General features: G+C 40.9%; 16 protein-coding genes and 1 pseudogene. 5 read left to right on the top strand and 12 right to left on the bottom strand.

What is annotated here, in order from left to right; genetic code table 11:
- Positions 1-106: 106 nt before the first annotated feature.
- The 6 genes from ruvB to opgC all read right to left on the bottom strand — a co-directional run bounded on the left by ruvB (position 107) and on the right by opgC (position 4,295).
- Complete coding sequence (ruvB, locus tag V3564_RS05505; RefSeq protein WP_455480579.1) at positions 107-1,201, bottom strand: Holliday junction branch migration DNA helicase RuvB; 1,095 nt, start codon at positions 1,199-1,201, stop codon at positions 107-109.
- 12 nt (positions 1,202-1,213) lie between these two features.
- Positions 1,214-1,828 carry a Holliday junction branch migration protein RuvA gene (gene ruvA, locus V3564_RS05510; protein ID WP_455480580.1) on the bottom strand — a complete coding sequence of 205 codons (615 nt, stop codon included), beginning with the start codon at positions 1,826-1,828 and terminating at the stop codon, positions 1,214-1,216.
- A complete protein-coding gene (gene ruvC, locus V3564_RS05515) occupies positions 1,825-2,343 on the bottom strand; it encodes a crossover junction endodeoxyribonuclease RuvC (RefSeq protein ID WP_455480581.1) in 519 nt (172 codons plus the stop codon). Before ruvC ends, ruvA begins: the two co-directional genes overlap by 4 nt.
- 142 nt (positions 2,344-2,485) lie before the next feature.
- Positions 2,486-3,004 (bottom strand): DUF1465 family protein, encoded by a 519-nt coding sequence (locus V3564_RS05520; protein ID WP_455480582.1) that lies wholly within the window; start codon positions 3,002-3,004, stop codon positions 2,486-2,488.
- 315 nt (positions 3,005-3,319) lie between these two features.
- The gene (locus V3564_RS05525; RefSeq protein WP_455480583.1) at positions 3,320-3,472 is read right to left on the bottom strand and encodes a hypothetical protein; all 153 of its coding nucleotides are present in this window, start codon (positions 3,470-3,472) and stop codon (positions 3,320-3,322) included.
- A 595-nt stretch (positions 3,473-4,067) separates the two neighbouring features.
- Positions 4,068-4,295, bottom strand: coding sequence for an OpgC domain-containing protein (gene opgC / locus V3564_RS05530; protein WP_455481464.1), 228 nt, complete (start codon positions 4,293-4,295; stop codon positions 4,068-4,070).
- Between the two features lie 95 nt (positions 4,296-4,390).
- Between opgC and V3564_RS05535 the strand changes: the two genes are divergently transcribed.
- The 4 genes from V3564_RS05535 to V3564_RS05550 all read left to right on the top strand — a co-directional run bounded on the left by V3564_RS05535 (position 4,391) and on the right by V3564_RS05550 (position 7,825).
- Entirely contained in the window at positions 4,391-5,047 is a 657-nt protein-coding gene (locus V3564_RS05535; RefSeq protein WP_455480584.1) for a thiamine phosphate synthase, read from the top strand.
- A 22-nt stretch (positions 5,048-5,069) separates the two neighbouring features.
- Positions 5,070-6,119 carry a tetratricopeptide repeat protein gene (locus V3564_RS05540; protein ID WP_455480585.1) on the top strand — a complete coding sequence of 350 codons (1,050 nt, stop codon included), beginning with the start codon at positions 5,070-5,072 and terminating at the stop codon, positions 6,117-6,119.
- Positions 6,120-6,445: 326 nt separating this feature from the next.
- Entirely contained in the window at positions 6,446-7,018 is a 573-nt protein-coding gene (gene efp, locus V3564_RS05545) for an elongation factor P (protein ID WP_455480586.1), read from the top strand.
- A gap of 15 nt (positions 7,019-7,033) precedes the next feature.
- The gene (locus tag V3564_RS05550; protein WP_455480587.1) at positions 7,034-7,825 is read left to right on the top strand and encodes an inositol monophosphatase family protein; all 792 of its coding nucleotides are present in this window, start codon (positions 7,034-7,036) and stop codon (positions 7,823-7,825) included.
- A 278-nt stretch (positions 7,826-8,103) separates the two neighbouring features.
- Here V3564_RS05550 and V3564_RS05555 read toward each other — a convergent pair whose 3' ends face one another.
- Positions 8,104-9,894 carry an ABC transporter transmembrane domain-containing protein gene (locus tag V3564_RS05555; protein ID WP_455480588.1) on the bottom strand — a complete coding sequence of 597 codons (1,791 nt, stop codon included), beginning with the start codon at positions 9,892-9,894 and terminating at the stop codon, positions 8,104-8,106.
- 189 nt (positions 9,895-10,083) lie between these two features.
- Here V3564_RS05555 and rpmE point away from each other — a divergent pair, with 189 nt between their 5' ends.
- Positions 10,084-10,305, top strand: a complete 222-nt coding sequence (gene rpmE, locus V3564_RS05560) for a 50S ribosomal protein L31 (protein ID WP_455480589.1) — start codon at positions 10,084-10,086, stop codon at positions 10,303-10,305.
- A 1,400-nt stretch (positions 10,306-11,705) separates the two neighbouring features.
- Here the strand turns inward: rpmE and V3564_RS05565 are convergent.
- The 5 genes and pseudogenes from V3564_RS05565 to tkt form a co-directional block, all read right to left on the bottom strand.
- Positions 11,706-12,013 (bottom strand): annotated as a pseudogene (locus V3564_RS05565) (class I fructose-bisphosphate aldolase); the annotation flags it as partial.
- Between the two features lie 25 nt (positions 12,014-12,038).
- Positions 12,039-13,070, bottom strand: a complete 1,032-nt coding sequence (locus V3564_RS05570; protein ID WP_455480590.1) for a class I fructose-bisphosphate aldolase — start codon at positions 13,068-13,070, stop codon at positions 12,039-12,041.
- Between the two features lie 103 nt (positions 13,071-13,173).
- The gene (locus tag V3564_RS05575; protein WP_455480591.1) at positions 13,174-14,367 is read right to left on the bottom strand and encodes a phosphoglycerate kinase; all 1,194 of its coding nucleotides are present in this window, start codon (positions 14,365-14,367) and stop codon (positions 13,174-13,176) included.
- 339 nt (positions 14,368-14,706) lie between these two features.
- Positions 14,707-15,714: a type I glyceraldehyde-3-phosphate dehydrogenase gene (gene gap, locus V3564_RS05580; RefSeq protein ID WP_455480592.1), complete on the bottom strand. Its 1,008-nt coding sequence runs from the start codon at positions 15,712-15,714 to the stop codon at positions 14,707-14,709.
- A gap of 168 nt (positions 15,715-15,882) precedes the next feature.
- Positions 15,883-17,889 (bottom strand): transketolase, encoded by a 2,007-nt coding sequence (tkt, locus tag V3564_RS05585; protein ID WP_455480593.1) that lies wholly within the window; start codon positions 17,887-17,889, stop codon positions 15,883-15,885.
- Positions 17,890-17,959 lie beyond the last annotated feature (70 nt).

Raw genomic sequence — 17,959 nt, forward strand, 5'->3', positions numbered from 1 at the left:
CAAAATATTAAACAACTCCAATCTCTTGCTGTCAGAATTCATCCAAGGACAATGCAACCGTTTTACATGAAAAACATCTTTATGGTTGTGCTTTAAAAAAGATGTTTTATTCATCTTCTCCATTCCATAAAGCTGTTTGCAGTGGTGAATAGTCCTGTGTATCGAACAATTGAGTACGTTTTTGTGTTGAAACCGTGGAAGCTGGAGCACAAAGTCCTAAATGGTTCCAAGTTTTTTCTGTAAGAATTCGCCCACGGGCAGTGCGCTGGATAAAACCTTGCTGGAGAAGATACGGCTCAACAATATCTTCAATGGCATCACGCGGCTCTGATAAAGCAGCAGCAATCGTTTCAATGCCCACCGGCCCACCTAAAAAAGTTTCTGCAATCAGCAGCAAATAGCGACGATCAAGCGGATCGAGACCAAAATGATCAACTTCAAGACGAGAAAGAGCTTCATCAGCAATCTTTCGGTCAATTTTTTTTGCTCGTTTGACCAGTGCAAAATCACAAACGCGCCGTAAAAGCCGTCCTGCAATCCGTGGAGTACCACGTGCTCGGTGCGCAATTTCACGGGCACCATCATCACTGATCTCTACCGAAAAAATCCGAGCATTACGCTGAACGATATATTCCAATTCCTCTATGGTATAAAAATTTAACCGAATTGGGATGCCAAAACGATCCCGTAATGGTGTTGTCAAGAGCCCTAAACGTGTGGTTGCAGCAACCAAGGTGAATTTGGCGAGATCAATTTTAACCGAGCGCGCAGCAGGCCCTTCACCAATGATAAGGTCAAGCTGATAATCTTCCATGGCCGGATAAAGAATTTCTTCAATTGCCGGATTTAAACGGTGAATTTCATCAATAAAAAGGACATCGCGTTCTTCTAGATTGGTTAAGAGAGCCGCTAAATCTCCCGCTTTGGCAATAACCGGCCCTGAGGTAGAGCGAAAATTAACGCCTAGTTCCTTAGCCATAATCTGTGATAGCGTCGTTTTTCCCAAACCGGGTGGTCCCACAAACAAAACGTGGTCGAGCGCTTCTTGACGTGCTTTTGCCGCTTCGATAAATATTTTCAAATTTGCGCGTGCTGCTTCTTGACCAATAAAGTCATCAAGTACTTGTGGTCTTAAGGAACGATCAGGATCGTTTGGAAGGGAAATACTGCCAAGAAGGCGTTTGTCTTCATCTTTATTCATTGTTACCTTGTGCTAAGTGGAAGAAGAAAGCAATTTAAGACTATAGCGAATAAGCAATGCAGAGGAAACGGTTTCCCCTTCAAGAGCATTCATCGCTAAAGCAAGAGCCTTGGCCGCTTGATCACGTTCAAAACCGAGTTTTATCAAAGCAGAGAGCGCATCATTAATTGGCTGATTTGTCATCTCCAAATGGGGGGGAGCACTATAGGTTGCATTTTCGTGAAAGGATGGTACTTTTCTTTTAAGTTCACTTACAATTCTTTCACTGACTTTTTTACCAACACCCGGAGCACGGCTAATCATTGCAATGTCGCTTAATGCAATTGCTTGTGATAATTCATCCGGCGATAAAGTGCCCAAAATTGCCAAAGCAACCTTTGCACCCACACTAGGAACATTTTGCAGCAAGCAAAACCACTCTTGTTCAACTCTTGTAGCAAAACCAAAAAGGCGAATGAAATCTTCACGAACGTGTGTTTCAATAAAGAGGCTAATACTCTCACCAAGAGCTGGTAAAGAAGAACGCAACCGATTTGACACAAAAACAACATAGCCCACACCCTGAACATCAATAAGTATATGATCATCAAAGATGTGTTCAAGGATACCTTTTAATTTGCCAATCATACCAGAACCTTTGAATGATAAGATCCGTTGATGCTACTGCTGCGATGTGTACTATGGCAAAGCGCAAGCGCAAGCGCATCGGCTGCATCACTGCTATCAAATTCAGCACGTGGAAGCAAAATTTTTACCATCATATGAATTTGTTCTTTAGCGCCATGGCCAACACCAATAACCGATTTTTTGACTTTATTTGGAGCATATTCAAAAACTGGAAGCTTTGCTTGCGCTGGAACAAGCAGTGCAATAGCACGCGCTTGACCAAGTTTTAAAGTTGCCGTAGCACTTTTGTTGACAAACACATGTTCCACAGCAGCTTCATGGGGCATAAATTGATGCACAATCTCTGAAAGTCCTTTATAAAGCTGGCAGAGTCTGGAAGCAAGGTCGCATCGTGTATCAGAAGAAAGTGTCCCTGCTGCAATGAATTGAAGGCGATTCCCCGAGAGATCGACAATGCCCCATCCTGTGTGCCGTAGTCCGGGATCAATGCCTATAATACGAATCGCCTCTGCCATAAAATAAGTCTATACATTTTTTCCGCATTTGAACAGAGGCCACACAGCAAAGAAAACAGAGGAAACAGAAGGCATTAATCAGAATGCGTTTTAAGAAAGCAAACATACAACAGAATGAAAACGAAACAAGATACAAAATTTTCTAAGAACGTCTAAACGCTATCTTAAGCAATTCGATTTGTTTGCCCACCGGATTGTCCTCTTCTAAGATATAGGAAGATCCGTCTTCTCTACCATAGCGCATATACTGCATACGCGCTTCTAGACGAAGTGAACGGACGACAAAGTCGCGGAAAACTTCTGGAAACTCTTGCCAATGAGCACTTTTTAGTTTCAGCGTCGGTGTATGAAGCGATACTTTTGCAATTTCTTTTTGTATTTGCTCTGGTGACATTTCTCCTTCACGTTCTGCACGAATAAGGAGAAGTTGAGAAGCGATTTGCATAAGCCGTGTACTTAAATACATCGCTTCTTTCGCATAGAGTGCAGAAACCTCTGCTGGAAGAGAGCGTACAGCTAATTTGCCTTCTGTATCAATGTAAGCTGCTGTTTTTTCAATCAGCATCATCGTTTCTTCATAGAGGCGATTAAAGGCATTTTCAAAAGCATTATGCTCAATCATGATAATGGGTTCATCATATGGACGTTTATATGCGCTCACGCTTTTATACTCCAAATATCAGCACAAAATTATAAACATTTAACGAAGTGAGAGTTTAAAAGTTTCTTTTGTTGCTGTGTAGAATGCTTTTTTAAGTATTGAGTACCCCTTTCAAAACTTTTGCGCAACGAGCTTCTTACGCTAAAGTTAATATCTCAAAAGCACGCTCTTATAAACTTCGCAGGTTTCCTCAGAGAAAACTGCTGAAGGGATCGACATTTTTCACAATAATGGCGACCCAAACTGCATAGCCATACCACTTATGGTTAATAAGCTATCGGAAAAAAGCATTCCTGTCATCACTGTTTTTAAAATTTATCCAAATATCGCAAAAACAATCTCCATTACAAAGACGGGTAAACTGTATTCTCCTAAAATTGCTAAAAGATATCGCTTGGAGACACGAAACAAATTGTGCAAGCAAAGGATTAGCGATAATAACGCAACAATATGGAGTAGATGCGGCAAACTTAAAAAGGTTTTATTAAAGTTAATGAATGGGCAAGACCGGCCAAGCCACCACCCCCCAATGCCCCCACCAGTTTAAGCAAACCCATAATAGCGAAAACAAAAGGTAACCTACTGAAAAAAATCAAAAAATACTGAAAGATAATTGTTTTCTTTGTTTAAGAATAAAGTTCTGATCAAACCTTATGATAGAATTGCCAAGACAAAGGATTCAAAAATCACTGCCTCTGTAAAAGATAAGAAGGTGAAGCAATTTCATAAAATCTGCTGAAGTACAGTATGAACAAACCAAAAAAAATAGCTTTTTTGTTTACAACTTCCATCAAGTGCAAAAGGCACAAAAGCACCAAAACAATACAAGGCGGGAAAATATTCTTATACCCCGATTAATGTCTAAAACTTAAGATGCTAGAAAATGCGATGAAGTGAAAGGCTATGTGAAAAAGAAGCCCACATTGTTCGTCGATAAAACTTTTTCTGTACGCCACAATAAAAAAGCACCTAAAAAGACTTCAAGTTGCAAAAGTAGTGAAATGCCTCATAAAGCTGAAAAGCTCTCTGCCAAAGTTTGTGTACAATACAAAGTAAAAGACTCTTAATGTAACCACGCATGAAAGCGCAGCCAAAGAAAAATCACCAAAAGTAAAACAAATATTTCTGCTAAATCAGAAAAACCAAAGTTTTTATGTGTTATAACTTCATATAAAATTCTGGGAATATGGTTGATGAAAATCGTCAATAAGGCTAAGGAACAAAAAACATTAATACGTATATCACAATGAAAAGAATGCGTATTATGGCTGAAAACACACTGATACCCCATAAATGGATCTCTACAAGTCACAAAAACAGCCGTTTACTTTAGCAAAAAACACACAATAGGATGAATCTTTAATTTTTAAGAATCAAGGATTTTGTATGACAAAACAAAAAAGTAAATCAATTGACCCCCACCTTTTTCCTCAATTGGTTTTGACATTAGATGTTCGGCGTATCTTACAGCCCACCTTTTTGCGCCAAATCTTGCAAACAAAGTCTTTTGTATGCGTTATCCTCTATGATTCTCAGGGTTCAAAGGATGATGCGTTTTTTTTACAAAAACAAGCGCAAATCTACGTGGAAGATATTCAACGTAATAATGCCGCCCTTCTCATCGCTGGTGACAGCCGAATTGCTGGACGAATAAAGGCTGATGGTTTGCATGTAGAGGGTGATCTTAATGCTCTCGAGCACTTCGAAAATCAGAAAAAAAACCAAAAAATAATAGGTTTTGGAAATTTGCGTAATCGTCATTGTGCAATGATTGCAGGGGAAGCAGGCGTCGATTATCTATTATTTGGAAAATTAGGTGCTGATAAAAAACCGCACGCTCACCCTCGCAATATCCAATTAGCACAATGGTGGGCAGAGATTATGGAAATCCCCGCCATTGTTCAAGCGGGAAGCGATTTTGCAACCTTTGATGAAATATTAAAAACCACCTGTGAATTTATTGCTGTCGAAGAAATTATTTTTGCACACGACAATCCTTTGGTTTTGCTTGAAATGATGAAAGAAAAATGTAAAAATCCTTAGCCGTGATGAAGAGGGAATATCCATGATCAAAAGAAGCATTAAGCTGCTTATCGTGGGAGTGATTTTGTTTGCAAGCGTTGTAACTATTGCAAACTCTGCTGAAACCACCGAAGAATCTTTAAACTTTGAAAAGTCTCTTAATACTATTCAAAAAACTTCAAAAACTGAAGAACCTTTTCACCCCTTACAAGCTGGACAATACGATCAAGCTTATGACTATTATGTCCAAGGCTATTATTTGAAAGCCTTTCGTGAAGCGCTCAGGCGTGCTGAACGAAACGATCCTTTTGCACAAACTCTGGTTGCCCGAATTTATATGGAAGGATCTGCTGTTCCTCTTGACGGCGCGCGCGCCGCTTTGTGGTTTGGGCGCGCAGCAAAACAAGGCGAACCACAAGCACAATTATACTATGGTTTTATGTTGCTGGACGGCAATTTTATCAAACAAAATAAGGAACTTGGTGAAAAGTTTATTCGAAAAGCTGTAGAAGCTGGAGTGAAAGAAGCCTATTTTCATTATGGACAATTGATTCTTTATAAAGCTTCACGTGAAAAGCAAGTTCTTGCAGGCGTTACTTCACCAAGCCGTGAAAATAAAGCGATAGAACAAGCATTAAAATGGTTTTTAAAAGGCGCTACCCTTGGTGATTCTGAAGCTGCTTTTGCTGCTGCAAAAATTCTTTCTTTGGGAACATTAACACGGCCAAAGGATGACGTGAATGCACGCAAACTTATGGAAGTTGCTGCCCAAAATAAACATCCTATGGCTCAAATTCTTTTAGCACAATGGCTTGTGCAAGGCCGTGGGGGAGAAACTGATTTTCAACGTGCTTTTTATTTGCTTCTTACCAATGCCCTCAACATGATCCCACCAGCACAAATTTCTCTTGCAAGACTTTATCGCGATGGGATAGGGACAAAAGGCAATACGATAATGGCAGCGGCATGGTATATGCTTGCAAAGAAAGCAAAAGTGCAAGCACTTGATCTTGAAATAATGCTCCAAGGTATGGACAATGCACAATTGGAAAGTGCACGCAAAGAAGCAACAAAGCTCCTTCCTGTTTTCTAAGAAATGCTTGAAAAAATAATATTCTTCACTTCAAATAGATAAATTCTTACAAAAATCTTTGTGCAAATTTTTAAAGGGCTTGCGTCTTAGCTGTTTTTATGGTCTTGCAAAAAACTGAAAAGTAAGAATACATAGAAGCTCTTTTTGGGAAGTACTTTCTAGGATTTTCCCTCTATAAAGATAAAAAAACAAGAGGGGCTCACCATAAAAACAACAAAAGAGCTTGCCACAAAACAACAAAAGAGCTTGCCGTAAAGACAACGAAAAAGATTGCCGTAAGGATAAAAAGAGAGCTCTTTTTTCAGAAATGGAATTGGATATAAACAATGAAAATTAATGGCAATGAAATTCGCCCTGGTAATGTAATCGAGCATCAAGGAAGCTTGTGGGTAGCTGTTAAATGTAATGCCGTAAAACCGGGCAAAGGCGGCGCATTTAATCAAGTCGAAATGAAAAATTTGATCGATAATACAAAACTCAATGAACGATTTCGTGCTGCCGAAACAGTTGAAAGAGTACGCCTTGAACAAAAGGATTTTACTTTTCTTTATCAACAAGGTGATGCTTTGGTCTTTATGGATTCGCAATCCTATGAACAACTTGAACTGCAAAAGGATTTTGTAGGTGAACGCGCTGCTTTTCTACAAGATGGGATGACTGTAACCGTTGAACTTTATCAAGAAAAGCCAATCGGCATATCACTTCCCGATCAAGTTAGCGTGATGATTGTTGAGGCTGACCCTGCACTCAAAGGGCAAACAGTCACAGCCTCTTATAAGCCTGCAATGCTTGAAAATGGTATTCGTATTCTTGTGCCACCTTTTATTAATGCTGGTGAACGTGTCATTGTTGATACCAACGAGTTGATTTATTTGCGCCGTGCAAATGATAAAGGATAAATAAAGGAATAAAAGATGGCCCATTCTGCGATCATGAATGTCATGGTGCAAGCCGCAATGAAAGCTGGACGCTCACTAGTACGTGATTACGGTGAAGTACAAAATTTGCAGGTATCTTTGAAAGGACCAGCAAATTACGTAAGCCAAGCAGACCGCAAAGCTGAAAAAATTATTTTCAATGAATTGAGCAAAGCGCGACCAAAATTTGGTTTTCTGATGGAAGAGTCTGAGGAAATTATTGGGGAAGATTCACAGCATCGTTTCATTGTCGATCCTCTGGATGGCACAACAAATTTTCTCCACGGCATTCCTTTTTTTGCTGTTTCCATTGCCTTGGAAAGCCAAGGAAAAATCGTTGCTGGTGTGATTTATAATCCCGTTGGTGATGAGCTGTTTACCGCTGAACGCGGTGGTGGTGCTTTCTTTAATGACCGGCGCTGTCGCGTTTCTGCACGACGAAAATTAGAAGATTGTGTCATTGCAACGGGCATGCCCCATTTGGGTCGTCCCAATCATGGAGCATATCTTATCGAACTGCGCAATGTGATGGCTGAAGTTGCTGGACTTCGCCGTTTTGGAGCCGCGGCTCTGGATCTGGCTTATGTTTCTGCTGGAAGAACAGATGGATTTTGGGAAAATAATCTGCAAATTTGGGATATGGCTGCTGGAATGCTAATGGTTCGTGAAGCTGGTGGTTTTGTTACGGATAAAGAAGGCGGTAACAATATATTTTGCAAAAAAAATATCATCGCTGGCAATGAACACATTCGCGTCAAATTAGAAAGAACTCTCAAAAAAGGCATTTAAACCTCAAAAGAAATATTCTCTAAAGGAAATAGGGAGAGCACTACTATCGACTTCCTTTAAACCAGCAACAATAAACTGGTCATGATGCGGATGTTTCGTAAAAAATACCATAACTGGCTTTACATTGAGCACATGCATCCAATGAGAAAAACCCTCAAAAAGACATTAAAAACTCAAAAGAAATACTCTTTTAAAAAAGGTAATGTAGAAGTGGTATTTTGTGTTTTCTTAGACAAACGACAAGGAACCAGAAAAATGCTGCTCGTTATGACGCATGCTTACTCCAGTGAAAATTGCAGTTTAGCTAAGTAAGCATAAACTCCGTTTTTTGCGATGAGTTCGGTATGTGTTCCTTCTTCAACAAGGGCACCTTTATCCATCACGAAAATGCGATTTGCTTTTAAAACCGTTGCTAAACGGTGAGCAATCACCAGTGTTGTTCGATTTTGCATCAGTCCTTCTAAGGCTTCTTGCACCAATTTTTCACTGTTTGCATCTAAGGCTGACGTTGCTTCATCAAGCAGTAACAAGGGAGCATTTCTTAAAATCGCACGTGCAATACCGATGCGTTGTTTTTGTCCGCCAGAAAGCATGGTACCGCGCTCTCCTACTTCCGTATCCAAGCCATTTGGTAAAGCTTCAATAAATTCAAGTGCGTTAGCTGTTTTAGCTGCAGCAATGATTTGCTCTTCATTGATATTTTCGGTACCAAAAATAATATTATCACGTAACGTACCATCAAAAATAGCAACATCTTGCGGAACATAAGAAATTGAACTGCGTAAATCTTTAAGAGAAAGGCGATTTATTTCAGTGCCATCAAACCGAATTTGACCACTTGTCGGATCATAAAAACGAAGAATCAAAGAAAAAATGGTGCTTTTCCCTGCACCTGAAGCGCCAACAAAAGCAACAGTTTCACCCGCATTGACAGAAAAGGAAAGAGAGCGCAAAATTTCTTCCTTTGGCCTAGAAGGGTAAGTAAAATCAACTTTGTCAAAAACAATCGCACCTTGGACAGGTTTAGCCAATGGTGAGGGAGCTTTTGGAGCTAAAATAGCAGGCTGTTCTTGCAACAATTCAGCGAGCCGTTCAGCAGCGCCTGCTGCTTGTATTAACTCTGCCCCCAGTTCCGATAATTGTGCAAAGGTTGAAGCTCCAAAAACTGCATAGAGAACGAATTGACCTAATTCTCCACCAGTCATGGTTTTATTCAAAACATCTTGAGACCCAATCCATAAAACAGCGACCACACTGCTGAAAACTAGAAAAATTGCAAAACCCGTAAAAAAGGAACGGAGCTTCACGGAAGCACGTGCTGTTTGGAAAGCTCGTTCTATCAATTGTGAAAAACGTGCAGAAACAAGTTTTTCAGCGGTAAAAGCTTGTACAGTGCGAATAGCGCTTACCTTTTCCGTTGCTAAAGCATTGGCATCTGCTAAACGATCTTGCGCAGCGCGTGTACGTGTACGAACCTTGCGCCCAAAGACAACTAACGGAATAGCAACAAAGGGGATAGCAAGCAAAACAAGAAAGGATAATTTGGCATTGGTAATAACCATCATCACGATTGCTCCGATCACCACAATCAAATGACGTAAAGCCGTAGAGGCGGTCGAGCCAACGGCCAATTTTATTTGCGTTGTATCTGTTAATAACCGTGAAACAAGTTCACCAGAATGTGATTTATCGAAAAAAGCAGGAGAAAGCTGCATAATATGCACAAAAACATCACGCCGTAAATCGGCAACAATCCGTTCTCCCAAGGTGATAACACAGTAATAACGGCAGGCTGAAGCAAGCGCAAGAAGCAAGGCTAATATAAATAAAATACCGAAGTAAAAATTAATATTGCCATGACTTGAAGCAGAAAAACCATGATCAAGCATTTGACGAATAGCAATGGGTAAAGCCAACGTAACAAAAGAAGCGAGAAGCAACGCAAGAAAGGCAAAGACAAACAACCAGCAATAGCGCACAAGATAAGGGCTAAAAGTTGTAAACAAAGAGAATGAAGGCTTTGTAGTAGAAGACTTTGCAGATTTTTCTGAACGATTGAAAAGATTCATAGAGTTTTGCTCACTGTATTAGGTTATCTATAATACTTGATGTCATGATGTATCATGAAGACTTGTTTTTTGATACGTGCTCAGTTATAAAAATGATGTTTTAATCAATTTATCAACAAAGACAAAGGAAGCGCACTTTAAAAACAAAGCAAGTGCCATTTCATTCTATATACGTAAAAGGTTTGACGCATGAAAGCGAATATTCATCCCAACTATCACAGAATTACCGTTGTTATGACGGATGGTACCAAGTATACGACGCGCTCCACTTGGGGAAAAGAAGGGGATGTCCTTAATCTGGATATCGACCCAAGAACCCATCCAGCGTGGACGGGTGGATCTCAAACACTCGTGGATCGCGGTGGTCGTGTTTCTAAATTTAAAAATCGTTTTGGTAATCTTGGCATGTAAAAGCCTACTTCTGATTGCGAATTGCGAAAAAATTTCTAGCAAAGTTATTGTACATTGAAAGCGATTAGCCTGTTTGGAGCTAAGAAAGAAACGCACTTTAAAAGCTTTCATGAAAAATACCTTAGAGACTGCGAATAAGATGCCTCGCTTTTGACGGGGCTTTTTGCATGTTGAAAACAATGTAGAACGATTATACTTATATAAACAGTGATTATACAAAAAGAAAAGAAAGTAACACCTGTCTAGTGTTGGATTCCATTTATAGCGCACAATAACTCATCAACCTAAATTGCTCTTGACTACACACATGCATTTCACAAATATCGTTTGAACACAAAAAGCGCTTTAATTTTTGGGCAAATTTATATTTTTTAAAAGAAATACAGCCACGCTGTTAAATAACAACACATTAATTTTAAAATAAATCACCATTAATTATATTGAATTAACTTCCTTTATACTGCCATATTTCGTTACTCAAATACACTTATGAGAAATCAGAAAAAACTATTCCGTAACAAGCTCATAAAGGATTTTGTGTATAACCTGAAAAGCAGCTTTATAATGAATAGAACATACCCCTCTATGAGAATTTTCCAAATGCAAGAGCAACCACAACATTAGAAAGCAGATAAATAGGATGATGGAACTGACTTATACTTCCATAAAAGTGAAAACGACGGTACTCACTGTCACATAAAGTGGAAAAAGAAGACAATTCTGTGCGCCATTCTATCATCAATTGACATTGTCTTCACTGTCTTTTCTGCTACATAAACTGTCTTGTTAGTTCAACGGATATTTTGTGCGCCTGCGCCATTGAGTACCATTGTAAGAGCATTCACACCCATGTCAAAGCCTCAAAGCCCTTGACCAGTTTAAAAATCAGCACAAAATAGCGATTGTTTTTAAAATTTTCAGGAAATTTTCTCCAGAAAACAGAGAACTATTGCTTTTGTGTAAATATTTTTACCCATACACAAAACAAGACCGCATAACAGAATAAGAAGATTTTCAGGAAAACTTAAGAGATATTTCTTTATAGGCTCTTAATCCTATCTATCTTACGGCATCGCTCATGAATGAATCTAAATGAAATCCATGAAGCCCCACTATCCTCACGAATGACAGATATATGTAAAGACAAACCAAGCTCCCATCCTTTGTAACTTTCAAATACTTGCCCCTACTTGCTCTTAGCACGCACACGATCCATAAGCCGCATGCTGCTCCTACAACTCCAGCCTTTAACTTGCAATTGAGTGCTTTTTATTGATTACAGGAAAGTATGTACAAAAAAGAAAAAGCAGTGATCTTAAACTCTTTGAAGCAACATAAATTTATCATTTATAATGAAAAGTCAATGTCTTTAAGGCAGACACTCACAACGCCCGCCTATTAAGTCTCCAAGGCAATTCTCCCAAAGCATTCATAGCAGACAAATGAGCCGTTGCTTCTTCATCGAATTGCCCTCCAGAAAGAAAAGCAATTCCTGGAACAGCAGCAGGAACGGTTCGTTTAAGAACCTGAACTGTTTTTTCAGCCACTTCTTCCAGTGGCATTCCTGGCATCCTTGCCATCGATCACCATATTGAGCTTTAATAATCATGCCTTCGAAAAGAATTCGCGCTTCAAACAATTCTTTAAATACTGTGTATAAAACAGCTTGTTTGACCTCAAAGCAGCGCATAAATGAATGCTGGCGGCCCATATTGGACGAAATTTTCTGTTCTTTAAGCACACGATTTTTCTTGGTCTTTTGTCCACTGTCCCAAAGCGGCAAGATGGTTCATCCTTGCACGATGACAAAAAGCTTTTTGTGCAACGGCAATATTTTCCTCTTTTCCACCCCATGCCTTCAAGGCAGCCGCTTGCAACGCTCGCCCATAAGAAAAGGTTAATTTCCAAGGCAGTGCTCCCAAAGTATTCATAGCAGACAAATGAGCCGTTGCTTCTTCATCGGATTGCCCTCCAGAAAGAAAAGCAATTCCTGGAACAGCAGCAGGAACGGTTCGTTTAAGAGCCTGAACTGTTTTTTCAGCCACTTCTTCCAGTGAAGCATTCCTGGCATCCTTGCCATCGATCACCATATTGGGCTTTAAAATCATGCCTTCGAGAAGAACACGCGCTTCAAACAATTCTTTAAATACTGTGTGTAAAACAGCTTGTGTGACCTCAAAGCAGCGCATAAGTGAATGCTGGCGCGATGGCCCATCCATTAGTACTTCCGGTTCAACAATCGGTACAATCCCTGCTTCTTGACACAAAGCGGCATAGCGCGCGAGAGCTTGTGCATTTTGATTTATTGCCCCTCTCGTTGGTAGAGTGTGTGCATCAATCGCAATCACCGCACGCCATTTAGCAAAACGTGCTCCCAAAGCATAATAATCTTTCAAACGCTCACGCAGTCCGTCCAAACCTTCTGTAATCGTTTCTTGAGGAAAAGCTGCCAATGGTTTGGCACCGGTATCGACTTTAATACCTGGAAAAGCACCCGCATCACGAATAAGATCCATCAACATTTGCCCGTTAGATGCTTTTTGGCGAATGGTTTCATCAAATAAGATAACACCAGAGATAGCACTTTCCATGGCTTCTTTTGCAGAAAAAAGCATTTCACGATAGGCACGCCGATTATCCTCGTTGCATTCAACACCAATACTTTCAAAACGCTTTCCAATCGTTGCAGTACTTTCATCTGCTGCCAAAATACCCTTACCTGCACTCACCAGAACAAGTGCTATATCTTCAAGACGTTCATTCATAAAAAGTTCCTCTTTATCCTGTCTTAACTTCCAAAAGTGAGTAACACACCTTACATAACAACACGAATACAGCTTTTCTTTAAACTTCTTTCAAATAAATTTTTTAAGCCTGCATGAGGGCGAAAATACCAGGAAGCACTTTACCTTCCATCCATTCTAAAAAAGCGCCTCCTGCTGTCGAAAGATACGTAAAATCATTGGTAACACCAGCTTTGTTAAGTGCAAAAGCCGTATCTCCCCCTCCAGCAATTGAAACCAATTTCCCTGTCAAACTACATTCTGCTGCATGGCGTGCAACTGCAATTGTTCCTCGATCAAAAGGAGGCATCTCAAAAACACCAAGGGGTCCATTCCACACAAGGGTAGCAGCTTCATTAATCACAGCATTGATATATTCAATAGAACGCGTACCAATATCCAGAATCATCCCATCCTCTGGAATATCTCTAACATTATAAAGATGATGCGGCGCATCTTTTTCAAAGCGAAATCCAACGATCACATCCACAGGGAGCAGAAGCGCACATTGGCACTCTTGCGCTTTTTCAATAACTTTTTTTACCGTTTCCATTAGCGCATATTCACACAGTGACTTTCCAACATGGACGCCTTGCGCTGCTAAAAAACTGTTGGCCATACCCCCGCCAATCACCAAGTGATCAACCTTTTCAACCAAATTATTGAGCACAAAAAGCTTACTGGAAACCTTCGCACCTCCAACAATAGCAACCACTGGGTGTGTTGGATTGCCAAGTCCTTTTTCTAATGCCTGCAACTCACGCTGCAAAGAACGCCCTGCATAGGAAGGCAATAAGTGCGTTATTCCCTCCACAGAAGCATGGGCACGATGAGAAACTGAGAAAGCATCATTGACATAAAGATCCCCATTATGAGCTAAGGCCTCAACAAAATGACAATCATTCTTCTCTTCACCTGGGTGAAAACGAATATTTTCAAGCAGTAAAACATCACCGTTTTGCAACGCTTCAACCGCTATCTGCGCTGCTTCCCCGATACAATCTGATGCAAAAGCCACTGGCTGGTTGATTATTTTTTCCAGCACTTGCACAACAGGGTGCAGCGAAAATTCTGGCTCCACCTGTCCCTTTGGTCGACCACAATGGGAAAGAAGAATAAGCTTAGCACCACGCCTTTGCAGTTCAACAAGTGTCTCTTTATGTCGTTTAAGACGCGTCTCATCGCAGAGCTTCCCTTGTTCCATTGGAACGTTAAAATCGACCCGCACAAGAACACGTTTCCCCGCAACATCAACATCATCAAGTGTACGAAAACCCATCACTGCCCCTCTTCACTTTCTGTTGTTTCAAATAAAAACGCACCTGTTTCACTTTCTCTCTACTCAATCTTTTCCTCGCTTTTACGCAAAAAGACCCTTCTCTGTGTTTTTTCAAACTTTGTCTTATTCAAAGGCTCACTCTTTTAAACCTTGCTCTTTCATGCGGTTAAAAAAAGACACATTCTATTACCAAACCAAAACAGAAGGTACTCTCTATCACTTAAGACAGCCTCTTCTCTCTCACGCACAAGCAACAACCTTCACCACATTTTTTTTCAAAAAGAATGCACTTTGTTTTCTGTTATAAAAACAAAAAGAAGATCCAAAGATTCTCTCTTTTTATATTGTCTTAGCAAAAGCCACAGCCGTATCACCCATGCGGTTTGAAAAACCCCACTCATTATCATACCAAACCAGAACACGACAGAGCTTGCCATCGATCACCTTGGTTTGATCATTATGGAAAATGGCTGAATGCAGATTATGATTAAAATCACAGCTCACAAGCTTTTCCTCTGTATAGTCCAAAATTCCCTTAAGCGAACCCCGTGCAGCAGTGCAAATAGCCGTGTTAATTTCTTCAACCGTTGTGGAACGCTTAGCGGTAAATGTCAAATCAACAACGGAAACATTCGGAGTTGGAACGCGTATCGACACGCCATCAAGCAACCCCTTTAATTCTGGCAAGACCAACCCCACAGCCTTCGCTGCCCCTGTTGATGTAGGAATCATAGAAAGAGCTGCTGCACGTGCACGATAAAGGTCACGATGCATCGTATCCAATACAGGTTGATCACCCGTATAAGAATGGATCGTTGTCATAAAACCATTTTCAATTCCAACCGTATTGTGCAAAACTTGCGCAACAGGCGCCAAACAATTGGTTGTACAAGAAGCATTAGAAACAACCCGATGCTCTTTATTCAAAAACTGATGATTAACCCCATAAACCACAGTGAAATCTGCGCCTTCAGAAGGTGCAGAAACAAGAACACGCTTTGCCCCTGCATCCAAGTGAGCACTTGCTTTGTCACGCGCAGTAAAAAGACCTGTACACTCCAAAGCAATATCGATATCCAAAGCTTTCCAAGGCAATTGTGCCGGATCACGCTCTGCGTATACCTTTATCAAACCATACCCGACATCAATGGCATCACCAACAACTTTAACAGTACTGGGGAAACGTCCATGGACTGAATCATAGCGCAATAAATGAGCGTTTGTTTCTACCGATCCCAAATCATTAATCGCCACAACCTCAATATCTTGTCGCCCACTTTCCACAATGGCGCGCAAAACATTGCGCCCAATACGGCCAAACCCATTAATTGCAACGCGAACAGTCATTTCACATTTTCCTCATCGATCTTTTGTAGCGCAATAAATGGGTATTCGTTTTCACTAATCCCAAATCATTAACTGCTAAAACCTCAATATCTTATCGTCCACTTTCCACAATGGTGCACAAAACATTGCACCCAATATGACAAAACTCATCAACCGCAACACACACAGTCATTTCACATGTCCCTTATGGATTTTTGCAAACTCTCTTTCAACAGTAGCGAGCACATTCTCACAAGTGATACCGAAATGTGCATAAAGCGCATCAATCGTCCCACTCGCACCAAACCCGTCCATGCCAATAAACACACCATCACAGCCAATAAAACGATCCCATCCTTGCCGAACAGCAGCTTCAATGGCAATTTTAATTGGTGCATTCCCAATGAGAGCACACTGATACGAAGGAGATTGCTGTGCAAAGAGTTCAAAACAAGGCACGGAAACCACACGCGTTGGGATGCCATTTTCTTCTAACACCGCATGTGCTTTTACCGCAATTTGCAATTCTGAACCGGAAGAAAACAGAGTAACTTGAGCATCATCACTGGCCGTTAGTAATTCATAAGCACCGAGCATACAAAGGTTTTCTTCTTCATACTCTTGACGCAAAAGCGGTAAATTTTGTCGACTCAAAGCCAAAGTGGAAGGTGTCGTGCGTGCTTTCAAAGCCAATTGCCAACATTCAACTGTCTCCATAGCGTCAGCAGGGCGGAAAACAAGATGATTAGGAAGTGCACGTAAGGAAGCCAAATGCTCCACTGGTTGATGCGTGGGACCATCCTCACCAAGACCAATGGAATCATGGGTCATGACATAAATTACGCGCAATCCCATCAGAGAAGACAAACGCATTGCAGGACGCATATAGTCAGAAAAGCATAAAAAGGTTCCCCCATAAGGAATAAAGCCCCCATAAAGGGCAAGACCATTCATTACAGCTCCCATCGCATGTTCGCGAACTCCATAATGCAGATAACGCCCTGAAAAATCTTCAGCAGTGATACTTTTCATCTGGCTGCTTTTTGTATTATTGGATCCGGTTAAGTCGGCAGAACCACCAAGGGTCTCAATAACGGCTTCATTGATAACTTCCAGAGCCATTTCAGAAGCTTTGCGCGTAGCAACAAAAGGACGCTCTTTGATGAGTTGCTGTTTATAAGCATCAATAGCGCCATCAAATCCACCTAGGAGATCACCCCGCATCAACCTTTCAAACTCCACCCGCTCTGACATAGGAAGATCTGCCAGTTTTTCTTCCCATTTTTGCCGTTTTTTAGCAGCATTCAAACCAGCCAAGCGCCAATCATCAAGAATATCAGCTGGAATAACGAAAGGCTCAGCATCCCACTCTAAGGCGATACGAGTTTCAGCAACTTCTCGTGCTCCTAAAGCGGCTCCATGGACTTTATTAGTTCCTGCTTTATTGGGTGCTCCAAAACCAATCGTTGTTTTACAAGCGATCAAAGTTGGTTTATCGGAATCTCGTGCCGCCTCAATGGCTCGTGCAATTGCTGTTTGGCTATGCCCATCAACTTTGTGCGTATCCCAACCAGACGCTTTAAAACGCGCCATCTGATCTGTACTGTCAGCGAGAGAAATCTCTCCATCAATGGAAATATTATTATCGTCCCACAACACAATAAGCTTATTGAGTTTTAAATGCCCAGCAAGGGAAATAGCTTCTTGGGAAAGCCCCTCCATGAGACACCCATCCCCGACCAACGCATAAGTATAATGATTGATGAGATCGCCAAAACGCGCATTTTGCAAGCGCTCACCAAGAGCCATCCCCACAGCATTGGCCAACCCCTGTCCAAGAGGTCCAGTGGTTGTTTCGATTCCTGCAGCGTGCCCATATTCTGGATGTCCAGCAAGTTTTGACCCTATTTGGCGGAAATTTTTGAGATCCTCAAGGCAGATATCTTCATAACCAGAGAGATATAGTAAGGCATAAAGCAACATAGACCCATGCCCAGCCGACAACACAAAGCGATCACGGTTGGGCCAACGAGGATTTTTGGGATCATGAGCAAGGAACTTTGTATAAAGAACGGTTGCAATATCAGCTGCCCCCATTGGCAAACCAGGATGACCAGAGTTTGCTTTTTCAATTGCATCAATAGCAAGAAAACGGATAGCATTAGCCATCCGATTCTGTTGTTCAGTATTTGTCATGAATGATAGACCATCTCTTTAAACACGTTATTTTGTTGCTTCTCCTGTATTCTCTTAATTTTTTGAGAAA

Source organism: Bartonella sp. B12(2025) (genome assembly GCF_053795135.1).